Source organism: Escherichia albertii, from assembly GCF_028622335.1.
In the GTDB taxonomy this organism is placed as follows: Bacteria; Pseudomonadota; Gammaproteobacteria; order Enterobacterales; family Enterobacteriaceae; genus Escherichia; species Escherichia albertii.
Genome location: NZ_CP117568.1, coordinates 2558837 through 2574938 on the forward strand (window position 1 = coordinate 2558837; position 16102 = coordinate 2574938).

Consider the following 16102-nt stretch of genomic DNA (forward strand, 5'->3'; position numbering starts at 1 on the left):
CCCTGGAATTATTTTCGTTTTCGCGCATTAAGCGAATCAACAAAAGCCATTGCTAAACCCACGGCTAACCCGGCGATGTGTGCTCCGTTCGCCATCGACATCCCAAACAAATCAAACCATCCGGCGACAATCCAGATCAGCGCGAAGATGATTAACCCACGTTGCAGGTAAATGCCACTTTGTGGATCGCGCTCGCCGCGCAGCCAGACGTAACCCATCAGCGCATATACCACGCCAGAAAGCCCGCCAAACCACGGCCCGCTGAATTTTTGCTGCACATAGCCGCTTAACAAGGCGCTAATGAGGGTAATGACAATTAGCTTACCGCTGCCGAGTCGTTTTTCCACCGCGCCGCCGAGATACCACCACCACAGGAGGTTAAAGAGGATATGCATCAGCGAGAAGTGCATTAACGCATGAGTAAAGTAACGCCAGAACTCAAATTTCAGCGCTGGCTCAAAAGGCCAGGCCAGCCATAACATCACTTCCTGATCGCCGAGGATTTGCATGGCGATAAACACCAGCACACAAGCAATCATCACGGCCCAGGTTACCGGTCCGGCACGTTCACGCAAGGTGGCAAAGAAAGGAAAACGGCGATAATGCAGCCCGCTGCCAGTATGACCGGATTGCCAACTGGCCGCCAGGTAACGCGGGTCTACCGGGTTTTCGAGAAAACGCGCCAACTCCGCCCGCACGCGTTCGGTCTGGGATTCATCCGCCAGCCAGACATCGCTTTGGTTATGTTGTTGAATCGTGAGGATAACGCCCTGCGTCGCCATGTAATCAACAAATGCCTGCGCCACGCGGGGGTTAGCAAAAGAGGTAATCATCAACATCGTTGCTGTCGCTTATTCCACACAAAAGAGGACAGTATAAAGCGTTACGCGCCGTAAGCCACCTCTGCGGGAAACTGTCGCTGCCACGCGTCAAAACCGCCATCAATACTGTAAACCACGTCGTAGCCTTGTTGCAGCAGATACTGTGCCGCGCCTTTGCTGCTATTGCCGTGGTAACACATCACTATTACGGGAGTATCGAAGTCATTTTCACGCATAAATGCGCCCAGCGTGTCGTTGGTTAAATGGAAAGCCTGCGCCGCATGCCCCATAGCGAAACTTTGTGGATCGCGAATATCGACCAGCACCGCCTCTTTTTCCTGCAACTTCTGGTGCGCATCAGCAACATTAATACATTCGAACTGATCCATGCGTCTCTCTTTCTTTACATACAAGTGGGCAAATTTACCGCACAGTTTACGTCGAAGCGGCAGATAAACGCCATAATGTTATACATATCACTCTAAAATGTTTTTTCAATGTTACCTAAAGCGCGTTTTTTTGCTAATATGCTCGATAACGAACATTTATGAGCTTTAACGAAAGTGAATGAGGGCAGCATGGAAACCAAAGATCTGATTGTGATAGGTGGCGGCATCAATGGTGCTGGTATCGCGGCAGACGCCGCTGGACGCGGTTTATCCGTGCTGATGCTGGAGGCAGAGGATCTCGCTTGTGCGACCTCTTCTGCCAGTTCCAAACTTATTCACGGCGGCCTGCGCTACCTTGAACACTATGAATTCCGCCTTGTCAGCGAGGCGCTGGCAGAACGTGAAGTGCTGTTGAAAATGGCCCCACATATCGCCTTCCCAATGCGTTTTCGTCTGCCGCATCGCCCGCATCTACGCCCGGCATGGATGATTCGTATCGGTCTTTTTATGTACGATCATTTGGGTAAACGTACCAGTTTACCGGGTTCAACAGGTTTGCGTTTTGGCGCAAATTCGGTGTTAAAACCAGAAATCACACGCGGATTCGAATATTCTGACTGTTGGGTAGATGATGCCCGTCTGGTATTAGCCAATGCCCAGATGGTGGTGCGCAAAGGGGGTGAGGTGCTAACCCGTACCCGCGCGACTTCCGCTCGCCGCGAAAACGGTCTGTGGATTGTGGAAGCAGAAGATATCGATACTGGCAAAAAATACACATGGCAGGCACGCGGCCTGGTTAACGCCACGGGACCGTGGGTGAAACAGTTCTTCGACGACGGGATGCATTTGCCTTCGCCTTATGGCATCCGCCTGATCAAAGGCAGCCATATTGTGGTGCCGCGCGTGCATACCCAAAAGCAGGCCTACATTCTGCAAAATGAAGATAAACGTATTGTCTTTGTGATCCCGTGGATGGACGAGTTTTCCATCATCGGCACCACCGATGTGGAGTACAAAGGCGATCCGAAAGCGGTGAAGATTGAAGAGAGTGAAATCAATTACCTGCTGAATGTGTATAACGCGCACTTTAAAAAGCAGTTAAGCCGTGACGATATTGTCTGGACCTATTCCGGCGTGCGTCCACTGTGTGATGATGAATCCGATTCACCGCAGGCCATTACCCGTGATTACACGCTCGATATTCATGATGAAAACGGCAAAGCGCCGCTGCTGTCGGTATTCGGCGGCAAGCTGACCACCTACCGCAAACTGGCGGAACACGCGCTGGAAAAACTCACGCCGTATTATCAGGGCATTGGCCCGGCGTGGACGAAAGAGAGCGTGCTACCGGGTGGCGCTATCGAAGGCGACCGCGACGATTACGCCGCCCGCCTGCGCCGCCGTTACCCATTCCTGACCGAATCGCTGGCACGTCATTACGCACGGACCTATGGTAGCAACACTGAGCTATTACTCGGCAACGCAGGGGCGATAAGTGACCTCGGTGAAGATTTTGGTCATGAGTTCTACGAAGCGGAGCTGAAATATCTGGTCGACCACGAATGGGTCCGCCGCGCCGACGATGCCCTGTGGCGCCGTACAAAACAAGGTATGTGGCTGAATGCGGAACAACAATCTCGTGTGAGCCAGTGGTTGATGGAGTATACGCAGCAGAGGTTATCGCTGGCGTCGTAAGGATGATACCCGGTTGTGAGGTACGACCGGGTAGGTAAGGCTTTGCGGGCAGCGTGCTCAATGTTTATTGTCGGATGCGGCGTGAACGCCTTATCCGACCTACAAATATCGCAAATTCAATGAATTACATTCAACATGTAGGCCCGATAAGCTTGCGCATCGGGCATAAGTATCCAGTGTTTAAGTCACCGCTTATATTTTACTGTCTCCAACTTGATGGGCTGTAAATTCGCGGTTACCCAGATAACGCTTAATTCAACCAGACGGTGCGACTCGCCTTTCTTTTTCTTGAGTAGTGCAATAAGCAAGCGAGTTTCTTCCAACAACTGTTCCGGGAGCGCATTTCCCTGGCTGACATATTCCAGAAAGGCATCTGCCATTTTTTTATAATCGGCATCCCAGTTAATACCGCCATTACCGTCAAGTTCATAAATTATTTTTCCAGCAATACGAATAACTTCTCCCTGCAATGAATTGGCTGCGCCAATACCCGGCACGAGTTGCTGCCATAATGCGGCAAAAATATTCTCTTCTTGTGCATTAATCACAATAAGTGAAACACCGTCATGAACATATCGACGCGGTACAGGTTCAACATCAAAAATCTGGTACAGTCGATCCAGCGCCGCGCTTACCTCATTTACCCTTTCTGGATTGTAATCTGCACGTAGAAATTCAAATTTCTCACCAATGCGGGTAACAAACTCGCGCATACGTGGCGTTCTTTCCGCCCCAGCGTCCAGCAAAATTTCTGCCAGTTGCACCATTTCTTCAATATTAATAGTCCGACAGACACATAGCGCTGCCTCCAAAGGCGTATACTGTTCAGCATTCAAGACATCGATCTGTGCCCCCCACTGAATAAGTTTCCTGGCGTTTTCCGCTTTATGTGATTTTGCCGCGCTATGCAAGGAAGTTCCTCTATAACCAGAAACGGCGTTCACATCAGCACCTAACTTAAGCAAAACGTCGACATTCTGCGTCCAACAGCGCGCCCAATTATGCAGCGGTGTTACACCGTATTCATCTGTTGCAGTGAGATCTGCCCCCTGTTCTACCAGCCACTGCGCCCAACTCTCCGGGCATTGCCAGCATTTTGCCAGCGCGGTTTCTTTGCTGTAACCGCCATACGCATTAACGTCGCAACTCTCAAAGACCGCTTTAAATGCTTCGAAATCCCCTGACTGGAGAATTTCATCAAAATCTCTGGGTAATTTTTTCTTTTTTGTCTTCGCCATAGTGTGCTGATTCCTTAAAGTATTCCCTGTAACAATATGAATAACGGCCCCTGAGCTAAAATCGCCAAACTTAAGCACGTTCCCAATTCGCTCCACTTCAGCCTCTGGCTTCTATTTTTGCCACGCCACTGGCAGTAATATCCCGACGCAAACCCAAGCTGAGCGCTTATCGGACCGATAAAGTCAGTCCACAGCTGAGGCCAAAATGGCGAAAAATTCAGGGGTAACCAGACAATGGTCAGAAAGAAATTGCGCATATTTTCCAGCAAAGCAATTTGCGCTGGCGCGACATAGAAAATGATATTCCACAGGAGCAACCAGAAATAAACTGGTGCAAATATCAGCCAACAATGGAGTCTGCTTTTCAGTTCAGATTGAGTTCTGCAAGAAAATTGCCAACCAACGCAACACATGACACAGAAAAAAAGCGCGTATTCAGCCGATAACCAAAGCTGTAATTCCAGAAGGGAAATACGCCCGACTATGAGCGGGATTGAAAACAGTATTTCTCCCAGAAAACTCAGCGTGATAACACAAACAGCCAGCGCAACCACCGTCGGCCATACCAACAACGGCACAATAACAAAGCCGATAAATACTGGAGAAATATAAAATTCGACTTTATTCATCTTTATTGTCCTGGCGAGGTTAGCGTGGCGTCGTACATCGCACATAAACACTCATCAACCATCCAGTCGTCCTCCCAGACCTGATATTTCGTCATTGGTTCGGGCTGTTTTAGCGGGTTCTCAATCGCCTGCCGTGCTCGTTCTTTCAGGATGGATTGATTGTTGATGGTCCAGGCATTAATTTGGGCGGTAATGGCTTTATCGATATCGTCCTGGTTATCTCTAATATAATCTCCGCGATACCTGTTCAATAAACAGGCAAGAGAAGTCGTCGTCCAAAAACCGGGGACTGAAATAACAGCATCAAGTAATGGTGTAAGTGCAATATCGGTACGGAAAAACATTTCCAGCATGTACTGTAATTCAACAACCTCATCGCCGGATACCCAATCAACCATAAACTGGCAGGCAAATTGCTGTAATATTGCCCGTTCATCCGCACGCCAATTTTCTTTACTGGCAAGGTTGATACGGCGTAGAGTAAATACTTCGTGAATATTGTCAAAATACCCCTGCGCAACAAATTCCAGTAAACGCGGTAGAAAATAACGGACCTCATCGCTGTTTTGCGGATCAGGTCCTGGACTGCTATTCCAGGCATTGATTAAGGAATAAGGGATCACTCGTAACGATGTATTCCGTAATGCCTTTTGTTCCTGCTGACTCAGGCAATATTCACAACAAACCACAAATTGCTGCGGCACTGGATAACGACGAAAGGTGAGATAAATCTGCTCAATTAATGCCTGCATGGCGGGGCTGAGTTGCATTGTGAATCTCCTTATTCATTACGGTCCATCGTCCACAGCAATTGATAATCGACAAGCGCACAAAGACTTTCGTTAATCAGATAGCTCAGGTTAACACTGTACTCCGTGCGTTCACCTCCGGGAAGCGATGGCGAGCATTCAATCGCCGCCGCGGCACGTTCTGCCAGCGAGTGGCATGATTGCGCAATCCAGGCGTTAATTTGTTGCGTTATCACTTCACCATCCGGCTTGCGTGAGATAAAAGCGTTACGTAATTCGCCATTTGGACGCTTGATATATAAAAAATAGGCCAGCGAAGCGATAGCCCAATAGCCAGGCGTGTTCAGTGCCTCATCTAATAAGACCGTTATAGATAGTCCGGCAAAATGAAACATCACGAGAGCAGATTCAAAGTTGATCAATGTCGGCGTAAGGAGCAGATCGTGAATATACTGGCGGGAAAAATCGGTAAGCACACCACGCTCCTCCGGCCACCAGCTTCCCAGTGAAATAGCGCCAATACGTTTCAGGCATAACTCTTCATTTATGGCTGGACAATGACCGTGAGCCAGTAATTCCAGCAGTCTCGGAAGTAGGTAACGGATCTCATCATTTTGTTGTTCAAAAGGCCTCGCGCTACTGTTCCATTCATATATCATTTCAACGGTTAATTGACGTAACGGTGTTTGCCGTAACGCCTGCGCCGTCTCTTCGCTGACACAGCAAGGAACGCAAATATTGAACTGCTGCGGTGCAGGATAAAAATGAAATATCTCCCAGGCATGGGCAATAATATTCTGCATAGCAGAACTGGGTTGCATAATTACCCCCTCTTCCGCTGGTCACACGTAAACGGCTGATAGACAAAGCGGGCATTCGACGCGTTCAGGCGAATAATAGCGCTACGCGAAAGAGAAAAGCTGGGGCGAATACAATAATTGCAATCCCGACAGCTTTCCTCAGTGCAATTTTCCACGGTGTAATGCCGAGCGTAGAGTTTCAGTTCAGCCTGCTTATCCCGGAAACCGCGTAAGTTGTTATCGCTATGAAATTTCCAGGCTTCTTTAAAGAGCTGAAAAATATAGATATCCTCAATCCAGGAGTCACATTTTTTAAGCGGACGCTTTGCTATGACCACCCGCTCATCCGGGTTTAGCATCGCCGTAAAATGAACGGTGAAATCATCCGTCGTGTTCAGGTCGCATGTAACATCTGGAACATCACTAATATAAGGATCAAATCCAAAATCAGCACCACAGGCACAAAGACGGCTAATGGTGGCGGTATCAAGAGTAAACCCCGGCCATACATTACTGGAAATTAACCCAATATTTAATGTGAGATTATATCGCTGCAATCCCTCAAGGCCAGCAGCACCAGCAAATTTTTCACTTTCGTCAAGAGACTGGTTTATAAGTTGTGGAACAATACCAACATCCCAATATGTTGATTTACAGTTAGCTATAGTGATATCAACGCCAGTAAAAGGGTCAATGCCTGCCAGACTGGCAAAGAGCGAATCAACTAATTCCATTTTGTTATCCTTTATTATTAACTGGCAGTTAAAGCTGTCAGAATAAATTCATATTACAAGTGATACTTATTCAGAATCCGTGCGATAGGTAGCAAACCATATGAAACATTGCGCCAATCTGTCGGGAATATCAGGAGTTTGTTGATGAATCCATTGATTCATATCATCTTCAATACTCACTCCTCCGCTAAACAATGTTACATAATCAGCATTAATAATATTATCTTTATATATTAATGTTGCCTCATCCGAAACACCCGTGAATACATAAACAAGTGACCATTTATCCAATTCGAAATAATTCAGTATTTGTAACTTATTGATATCCACTACCGTACTCATTTCAGAGCTTAACTGTCTTGCAATATTTCTCTTAAATGGAATGACTTGCGCTGCAGGCAATACGCCTTTTAGTTCTGCACATGGATTTTTAGAAAATGAGGAAGTACTTATTAATAACATAAACAACAGAGCAACCTTTCTAACTATATTTAGATTACTATTCCGTGATTTTAATACTTCATCCTCTTTTATTGTGCATTTATTTATCAAGTCTGACTCTGGTTTATTGATGCCATTATCTTCCCCCTTATTTGTAATATCATCAGCCCGTAATTTAGCTTGCCAGGCTGCTATTAATATAAGTACAAGGATTACAGCAGTTATGATATTACGCCCTCGCTGGGCATTATCAGGGAAGATATTTCTATGTTGTGTTATATAATATCCCAGAGTGAATAATATTTGTGAACAGATAGGGATTATTAACATTCCCCATGCCCATCCTGAAATCAAAAAATACAGATTTACTCCCCACCAGGGAAAAGCCAGAAATAGAAAATCTGCATACGTATTATAAGAATAATTTTGATGGGCAGACGATATAATCATTATCCATATAATTAGCAACAATAATGCTGGTAGCAACATTAAACAATAACGCAAGGGGGTATTTAACGCAGAATTCGAACATCTTTTTCCCCATACAGCCCCCTCTACAAACATCATCAAGCCCCCCAATAATAAGACTCCCCATAACAAGAAGGATTTTTCTGGTGAATTAAATTCATCGTTCATTCCGTTACATATAGAGTTAATCAGATCAAACAGAGTTAACAATACTAATGCAACTATATGAGTCATAATCGGAATACCGATAAATGCCAACATCAATGTTTTTAATTGCGTGTTCATTTATCCTCCCTTTTATTTCAACACCGGGTATATCGGTACATATCCCACATCTTCTACCAAACTTTGCCCTTGTGGCGTTAAAAACCAATCCACCAATTTTTGCGTTTCCGATGTGGGATTTTCACGCGTTACCATAAATACATCGACTATGTACGGATAAACGCCATTACGAATATTATTCTCGGTTGGAGCGATGCCATTAATTGCTAATAATTTGATCTGCTTGCGCATCTTGAGCATATTACTATTCATACGCGTGATATAGTAATGGAAAGTATAACCGATTGAAGATGGTGTATTTTGGTAGTCGGCTACTTCGGTGATTAATCCGCCCATAAGATCAATAACAGTGGATTTTTTGGCTGACAGCATTGGAGTGTCTTGCATAACCAGCCCCTTCATAACCGTTTGGCTTCCAGAATCTTCAGGGCGTTGCCAGACTTTTATACGTTCGTCACTACCACCTACTTTATTCCAGCGGCTAGTTTTTCCGCTAAAAATATCTTTAACCTGGTACTCAGAGAGAGAATTTACCGGGTTATTAATATCAACGATAAAGACAAAGGCTTCGCGGGCGAAAGCGGTATATTTCAGTTTAACGCCCGCTTCTTCTGCACGTTTTTTCTGTCCTTCCGACGGTTGTGCAACAAAAATAACAGTCGCGGTACCTTTAATCAGACTATCGTAGGCTTCAGCTGTTCGGGTTTGTTGCAAACTATACGCCTGCCAGGCCAACGAGGTTCGATCCTTATCTTTTGGCTCGGGTACTAATGCATAATACGCGGATGCATACAGCAGATATAAGGCTGTAGCACCGTACACTCTCGGCCATCTTGACCAATCATCGCTGTAACGTAATTCAGGTTGCCCCCGCAGAGACGTCAGCCCATGGCTCTCTTCTTCCCTGACGCTGTTATAGTACCCTTCCCGGTCGACACATCCCGCCAGCAATGCCAAGATTAATAGCAAAATACCGATAAATTTATTCATCGCGCTGATTCCTTTCTCCAGAGGATTATTTCATTGTTGGATACAGCGGCACATAACCCACATCTTCCACCAAACTCTGCCCCTGCGGCGTTAAAAACCAATCCACCAATTTTTGCGTTTCCGGCGTAGGGTTTTCACGCGTCACCATAAATGCATCAACAATATAAGGATATTTGCCGTTACGAATATTTTCCGCAGTCGGCGCAATACCGTTAATCGCTAGCAATTTTATATTTTTATCAGCGTTCATCTGCGTGGCGTAATAACGGAATGTGTAACCTATTGAGTTGTTTGTATTACGATATTCGGCAACGACGTTAATCATTCCTCCCATCATGCTTGCCACTTCGGTTTCCTGCGGCGAGATCATACGGACATTTTTCATGACCTGCGATTGCATCACCGTCTGGCTGCCAGAGTCTTCCGGGCGTTGCCAGGTCTGGATTTCCTGATCGTTACCGCCAACAGTACGCCAATTGGTAATTGCGCCACTAAAAATGTCACGCACTTGTTGTTCAGTCAGGGAATTAACTGGATTATCAGCATTGACGATAAAAACAAATGCTTCACGGGCAAAGGGGGTGTACAGCAAAGTGACACCAGATTCCTTTGCACGTTTTTTCTGCCCACCGGAAGGTTGCGCCACGAAAATAATATCGGCGTCACCTTTAATAATCCTGTTATACGCCTCTGGTGTACGAGAGTTCGTCAGGTATTCCCAGGAATGAAAATCTTCCGGTATAACGCTTAGTGCATAAAATGCAGAGGCATAAAGCGGATACGCTGCCGTAGCACCATCGATTCGCGGCCAGTTTTGCCTAAACTGAATTTGCGGTTTGTCACGTAGCGGCGTCAGTTGATTATTAAATTTATCGGGTCGCATGGCCCAGGTATCAATATCTTCGCGCACACCGACGCCGGGATTAAGCTGTTTATATAAATAAGCCTGATAACCGGCGACAATACCCAGTAAGAGAAGCATAAAGAGGAGTAAGTTACGACAACGTAGCCCGGACGTGCCGGTTAAAGGATATCTGGCTGGCCAGGCATATCCCAGCGAAAAACTGATATGCGCCCCAACGGGAATAATGACTATCCACCAGTAGTCGCCACTGATTAATGAGAGTAACAAAACACCCTGCCAGGGGAGCATAAGGTTTGCCAACCAGCCCGATCCCATCTGGCGAAATTGATAGTCTGCCAGATGTAGTGTGATTATCCAGCCAGCCAGTATTAATAGTGCCGGTAATAAAAATAGACTCTGTCGCCAGATTGCAACTTCCCTCTTTTCTGGCGCACTATCGCCCGCCCACACGCGTCCAGAGAAAAATATTATTATTGCCCCCAGCGTTAGCATAAAGACGTTGAGTTGAAGATAGATTGTTGGCGTTAAGAGTAAATTGCAAATCTCAATAATTACTGAAAGCCCGGCTCCCAGGATAGTAATCACTACTGCTAAAAATTGCGTCAGTATGGGAATACCAAAAAAAGTCATTACCAGCGAGGTCAAAATCCATTTTCTGTTTTTCATCATTCTGTCCATTCTTCCTGAATGGTGAAATTATACTCCCCGAGAACTCTCGCTCCCTCTGGACACTTTTCCGAAATAAAGGCAAAAAAAACGGGACCAATTTGGCCCCGTTCTGTTTTTTTAGTGAACTTACAATCTCACCGGATCAATATGCCAGATATGTTCCGCGTACTCTTTGATCGTGCGGTCAGAAGAGAAGTAGCCCATATTAGCGATATTCAGCATCGCTTTAGCGGTCCACTCTTCAGGACGCTCATAGAGCTCGTCGACTTTATCCTGGCAATCGACATAGCTGCGATAATCCGCCAGTACCTGGTAGTGATCGCCAAAGTTGATCAATGAATCCACCAGATCACGGTAGCGGCCCGGATCTTCCGGGCTGAACACACCGCTGCCGATTTGCGTCAGTACCTGATGTAATTCTTCATCTTTTTCATAGTATTCACGCGGTTTGTAGCCCTGACGACGCAGCTCTTCCACTTCTTCCGCAGTGTTACCAAAGATAAAGATATTGTCAGCACCGACGTGATCCAACATTTCGACGTTTGCGCCGTCCAGCGTACCAATGGTCAGCGCGCCGTTAAGGGCAAATTTCATATTACTGGTGCCGGAGGCTTCCGTCCCCGCCAGCGAAATCTGTTCGGAAAGATCGGCTGCTGGAATGATCAACTGCGCCAGACTGACGCTGTAGTTCGGGATAAACACCACTTTCAGCTTATCGCCAATTTCTGGATCGTTGTTGATCACTTTAGCGACATCGTTGATCAAGTGGATGATATGCTTCGCCATGTAGTACGCCGAAGCCGCCTTACCGCCAAAAATATTCACACGCGGTACCCAATTCGCATCTGGATCGGCCTTGATGCGGTTATAACGGGTGATAACGTGCAATACATTCATCAATTGACGTTTGTATTCGTGAATACGTTTGATCTGCACATCGAATAGCGCTTTCGGATTCACCACCACATTCAATTGTTGAGCAATGTACTCCGCCAGACGCTTTTTGTTATCCAGTTTTGCCTGATGTACTGCGTTATTCACCATCGGGAAATCACAATGCTGTTGCAGATCATTTAGCAAGCTAAGGTCAGTGCGCCAGTTGCGGCCAAGGTGTTCATCCAGCACGGCTGAAAGTGACGGGTTTGCTACCGCCAGCCAGCGACGTGGCGTCACGCCGTTGGTGACATTGGTGAAACGTCCCGGGAAGATTTTCGCAAAGTCAGCGAACAGCGATTGCACCATCAGATTAGAGTGCAGCTCCGAGACACCGTTAACTTTGTGGCTCACCACAACCGCCAGCCAGGCCATCCGCACACGACGTCCGTTCGATTCATCAATGATCGATGCTCGCCCCAGCAGATCGGTATCGTTCGGATACTGCTCCTGCAACGTTTTCAGGAAATAGTCGTTGATTTCAAAAATTATCTGCAAGTGACGCGGCAAAATTTTGCCCAGCATATCGACCGGCCAGGTTTCCAGCGCCTCGCTCATCAGCGTGTGGTTGGTGTAAGAGAAAACCTTGCAGCACACTTCAAACGCATCGTCCCAGCTAAATTTGTGTTCATCGATCAGCAAACGCATCAGCTCGGGAATCGACAGCACCGGATGGGTATCGTTGAGATGAATCGCGATTTTATCCGCCAGATTATCGTATGTTCTATGCAACTGATAATGGCGACTTAAAATATCCTGAACGGTTGATGAAACCAGGAAGTACTCCTGACGCAGGCGCAGCTCACGACCGGAATAAGTGGAATCGTCCGGGTAAAGCACGCGAGAAACGTTCTCGGAGTGGTTTTTATCTTCCACTGCCGCGAAGTAATCGCCCTGATTGAATTTACCGAGGTTAATTTCACTACTGGCTTGCGCGCTCCACAGACGCAGAGTGTTAGTCGCATCAGTATCATAACCGGGGATGATTTGATCATAAGCAACAGCCAGAATCTCTTCGGTCTCAATCCAGCGTGTTTTCTTACCTTCTTGCTGAATACGCCCGCCAAAACGCACCTTGTAGCGCGTATTGTGGCGTTTGAATTCCCACGGGTTACCGTATTCCAGCCAGTAGTCAGGCGACTCTTTCTGACTGCCGTTAACGATATTCTGTTTGAACATGCCATAGTCGTAACGAATACCGTAACCACGGCCTGGCAGACCTAAAGTTGCCAGCGAATCGAGAAAACAGGCAGCCAGACGGCCCAGACCACCGTTACCAAGCCCAGGGTCGTTTTCTTCATCAATCAGCTCTTCGAGATCCAGCCCCATACCTTCCAGAGCTTTTTGTACATCCTCATAAATTCCTAACGACAACATGGCGTTAGAGAGAGTACGACCAATCAGAAATTCCATCGACAGGTAGTAAACCTGACGAGTTTCTTGCGACAACTGGGCACGGTTTGATCGCAGCCAGCGCTCCACGAGACGATCGCGCACGGCAAATAGCGTTGCGTTCAGCCATTCATGTTTATTGGCGACAACCGGGTCCTTTCCAATCGTAAACATCAGCTTATAAGCGATAGAATGCTTAAGAGCTTCTACGCTAAGCGTGGGCGATGAATATGTAAACGGAGCATTCATATAGGCGTTTCCTGAAAACTATTTCAAGCGATAGTAAAGCTCACGGTACGACTTCGCCGCGACCTGCCAGCTAAAATCCATTGCCATAGCCTGACGTTGCACAAACCGCCACAGCGAAGGACGGGACCACAGTACGAAAGCACGTCGAATAGCCCGTAACAGCGACCAGGCGTTACTATCTTCAAAGACAAACCCACTGGCGACGCCATCTGCCAGATTCTCAAGAGAACTGTCAGAAACCGTATCAGCAAGCCCACCAGTACGCCGCACCAACGGCAGCGTACCGTACTTCAATCCATAAAGTTGCGTTAAGCCGCACGGTTCAAAACGACTTGGCACCAGAATGACGTCCGCGCCACCCATAATGCGATGCGAAAATGCTTCGTGATAGCCAATCTGAACACCAACCTGGCCGGGATATTCCGCCGCCGCCGCAAGGAAACCTTCCTGCAATACGGGATCACCCGCGCCGAGCAGCGCCAGTTGCCCGCCCTGCTCCAGAAGCCCCGGCAGGGCTTCCAGTACCAGGTCGAGACCTTTCTGACTGGTCAGACGGCTCACCACCGCAAAAAGCGGCACTTTATCGTCAACCTTAAGTCCCATCGCAATCTGTAACTGACGCTTATTCTCCGCTTTCTCCTCCAACGAATCGCGGGAGTAACGAGAAGCTAACAGTAAGTCTGTTTCTGGATTCCAGATTTTCTCGTCGACGCCGTTGAGCACGCCGGAAAGGCGCCCTTCCCGGTGGCGCTGTTGCAGCAAACCTTCCATACCGTAGGCAAACTGCGGTTCGGTGATTTCGCGAGCGTAAGTCGGACTCACCGCCGTAATGTGGTCAGCGTAGTACAAACCGGCTTTCAGGAATGAGATTTGTCCGTTGAACTCCAGTCCGTGAATATTAAAGAATGACCATGGCAATTGAATGTCATTCATATGTTGTGCATAAAACATGCCTTGATAGGCCAGGTTGTGCACAGTAAACACGGACTTCGCCGGATGCCCGTGTGCAGCCAGATACGCAGGCGCAAGGCCCGCGTGCCAGTCATGCGCATGCACCACATCAGGGCGCCAGAATGGGTCAAGTCCGCTGGCCATTTCTGCCCCAACCCATCCCAACAACGCAAAACGCAATACGTTGTCGGTATAGGCGAATAAGTTGGTATCGTGATACGGACTTCCCGGACGATCGTAGAGATGCGGAGCGTCAATCAGGTAAATGCCAACCCCGTTGTAATGACCGAACAACAGCGTGAAATGCCCTGCAAAGGTATCACGACGGGATACGACCTGTGCATCTGTCACACCACGGCGAATATCGGGAAATGCAGGCAACAGTACGCGAGCGTCAACACCGTCTGCGATTTGTGCTGCGGGTAACGCCCCAATAACATCAGCCAGACCGCCGGTTTTAAGCAGCGGGAACATCTCTGAACATACATGTAAAACCTGCATTATCGCTCCTGTTTATGCCCTAACTTCCGTAGCATTTCGCGCGTAACCAGCACAATGCCTTCTTCTGAACGATAGAAACGACGCGCATCTTCTTCTGCGTTCTCACCAATCACCATGCCTTCTGGAATGACGCAAGCACGGTCAATGACGCAGCGGCGCAAGCGGCACGAGCGACCTACCCAAACTTCTGGTAACAATACGGCGGAATCAATATTACAGAATGAATTCACACGAACGCGCGAGAACAGAACGGACTGCACTACGACCGAACCGGAAATCACACAGCCGCCAGAGACCAGTGAGTTAAGGGTCATCCCGTGGCTACCGGAGCGATCCTGAACGAATTTTGCGGGTGGCAATGATTCATTGTAGGTACGAATTGGCCAGTTGCGATCGTACATATCCAGTTCCGGCACGACAGAAGCCAAATCAAGGTTTGCTTTCCAGTAAGCTTCCAGCGTACCCACATCACGCCAGTACGGTTCGGCGTCTGGATCGGATTGCACACAAGAGAGCGGGAACGGGTGCGCATAGGCCAGCCCTTCTTCGGTGATTTTGGGAATCAAATCTTTACCAAAGTCGTGGCTGGAGTTTTCATTACGATCATCGTCTTCCAGCAGTTCATACAGGTAATCTGCGTCAAAAACGTAGATTCCCATACTTGCCAGAGCTTTACTCGAATCGTTCGGCATTGATGGCGGATTCGCTGGCTTTTCAACAAATTCGATAATCTTATCGTTTTCATCAACCGCCATAACGCCAAATGCAGAGGCTTCTTCAATCGGTACTGGCATACAAGCAACAGTGCAACGCGCGCCTTTTTCGACGTGGTCGATAAGCATTCGCGAGTAATCTTGTTTGTAAATATGGTCGCCCGCCAGGATCACCACATATTCCGCTTTATAGCGGCGGATGATATCGAGGTTTTGGGTGACTGCGTCAGCCGTACCGCGATACCAGTTTTCCCCTTTCATTCTCTGTTGTGCGGGCAGCAAATCAACAAACTCGTTCATTTCTTCATTGAAGAACGACCAGCCGCGCTGAATGTGCTGCACCAGAGTATGTGACTGGTACTGGGTGATCACGCCCATACGGCGGATCCCGGAGTTGATGCAGTTGGACAACGCAAAGTCGATAATGCGGAACTTACCACCAAAGTGCACGGCGGGTTTTGCTCGCTTATTGGTTAAATCCTTCAGGCGAGTACCGCGTCCCCCCGCCAAAATAAGGGCAACAGATTTCAATGGCAGCTGGCGCGCCAACATTAAGCGATCGTTCTTCTCTAAACTAACCATGACTAACT

The 16102-nt window shown here is 47.6% G+C and carries 14 protein-coding genes; 1 reads left to right on the plus strand and 13 read right to left on the minus strand.

Translation table 11 applies throughout. The features are described from left to right. Nucleotides 1–8: 8 nt before the first annotated feature. The gene (glpG, locus tag PS053_RS12495) at nucleotides 9–839 is read right to left on the minus strand and encodes a rhomboid family intramembrane serine protease GlpG (RefSeq protein ID WP_256879185.1); all 831 of its coding nucleotides are present in this window, start codon (nucleotides 837–839) and stop codon (nucleotides 9–11) included. A gap of 44 nt (nucleotides 840–883) precedes the next feature. Beyond that, the gene (gene glpE / locus PS053_RS12500) at nucleotides 884–1210 is read right to left on the minus strand and encodes a thiosulfate sulfurtransferase GlpE (RefSeq protein ID WP_256879186.1); all 327 of its coding nucleotides are present in this window, start codon (nucleotides 1208–1210) and stop codon (nucleotides 884–886) included. A 189-nt stretch (nucleotides 1211–1399) separates the two neighbouring features. Here glpE and glpD point away from each other — a divergent pair, with 189 nt between their 5' ends. Continuing rightward, a complete protein-coding gene (gene glpD / locus PS053_RS12505; protein WP_000448105.1) occupies nucleotides 1400–2905 on the plus strand; it encodes a glycerol-3-phosphate dehydrogenase in 1506 nt (501 codons plus the stop codon). A gap of 185 nt (nucleotides 2906–3090) precedes the next feature. On the opposite strand, the gene PS053_RS12510 is transcribed toward glpD, so the two are convergent. The 11 genes from PS053_RS12510 to glgC all read right to left on the minus strand — a co-directional run bounded on the left by PS053_RS12510 (nucleotide 3091) and on the right by glgC (nucleotide 16094). Then, the gene (locus PS053_RS12510; RefSeq protein WP_103054005.1) at nucleotides 3091–4143 is read right to left on the minus strand and encodes an ankyrin repeat domain-containing protein; all 1053 of its coding nucleotides are present in this window, start codon (nucleotides 4141–4143) and stop codon (nucleotides 3091–3093) included. Between the two features lie 14 nt (nucleotides 4144–4157). Next, nucleotides 4158–4772, minus strand: coding sequence for a hypothetical protein (locus PS053_RS12515; RefSeq protein WP_256879187.1), 615 nt, complete (start codon nucleotides 4770–4772; stop codon nucleotides 4158–4160). Between the two features lie 2 nt (nucleotides 4773–4774). Then, nucleotides 4775–5542: a hypothetical protein gene (locus PS053_RS12520; protein ID WP_256879188.1), complete on the minus strand. Its 768-nt coding sequence runs from the start codon at nucleotides 5540–5542 to the stop codon at nucleotides 4775–4777. A gap of 11 nt (nucleotides 5543–5553) precedes the next feature. Then, complete coding sequence (locus PS053_RS12525) at nucleotides 5554–6342, minus strand: hypothetical protein (protein ID WP_059235654.1); 789 nt, start codon at nucleotides 6340–6342, stop codon at nucleotides 5554–5556. A 2-nt stretch (nucleotides 6343–6344) separates the two neighbouring features. Then, on the minus strand, nucleotides 6345–7055 hold the full coding sequence (locus PS053_RS12530; protein ID WP_256879189.1) for a YbbD family protein: 711 nt from the start codon (nucleotides 7053–7055) through the stop codon (nucleotides 6345–6347). A 66-nt stretch (nucleotides 7056–7121) separates the two neighbouring features. Further along, on the minus strand, nucleotides 7122–8249 hold the full coding sequence (locus tag PS053_RS12535) for a hypothetical protein (RefSeq protein WP_125317694.1): 1128 nt from the start codon (nucleotides 8247–8249) through the stop codon (nucleotides 7122–7124). 12 nt (nucleotides 8250–8261) lie between these two features. Beyond that, nucleotides 8262–9239, minus strand: a complete 978-nt coding sequence (locus tag PS053_RS12540) for a PstS family phosphate ABC transporter substrate-binding protein (protein ID WP_256879190.1) — start codon at nucleotides 9237–9239, stop codon at nucleotides 8262–8264. Nucleotides 9240–9264: 25 nt separating this feature from the next. Beyond that, entirely contained in the window at nucleotides 9265–10773 is a 1509-nt protein-coding gene (locus PS053_RS12545) for a PstS family phosphate ABC transporter substrate-binding protein (protein WP_137654197.1), read from the minus strand. A gap of 126 nt (nucleotides 10774–10899) precedes the next feature. Beyond that, entirely contained in the window at nucleotides 10900–13347 is a 2448-nt protein-coding gene (gene glgP, locus PS053_RS12550) for a glycogen phosphorylase (protein WP_044708076.1), read from the minus strand. An 18-nt stretch (nucleotides 13348–13365) separates the two neighbouring features. Further along, nucleotides 13366–14799, minus strand: a complete 1434-nt coding sequence (gene glgA, locus PS053_RS12555; RefSeq protein ID WP_001197634.1) for a glycogen synthase GlgA — start codon at nucleotides 14797–14799, stop codon at nucleotides 13366–13368. Beyond that, complete coding sequence (gene glgC, locus PS053_RS12560) at nucleotides 14799–16094, minus strand: glucose-1-phosphate adenylyltransferase (RefSeq protein WP_000253986.1); 1296 nt, start codon at nucleotides 16092–16094, stop codon at nucleotides 14799–14801. Before glgC ends, glgA begins: the two co-directional genes overlap by 1 nt. Between the last annotated feature and the right edge of the window lie 8 nt (nucleotides 16095–16102).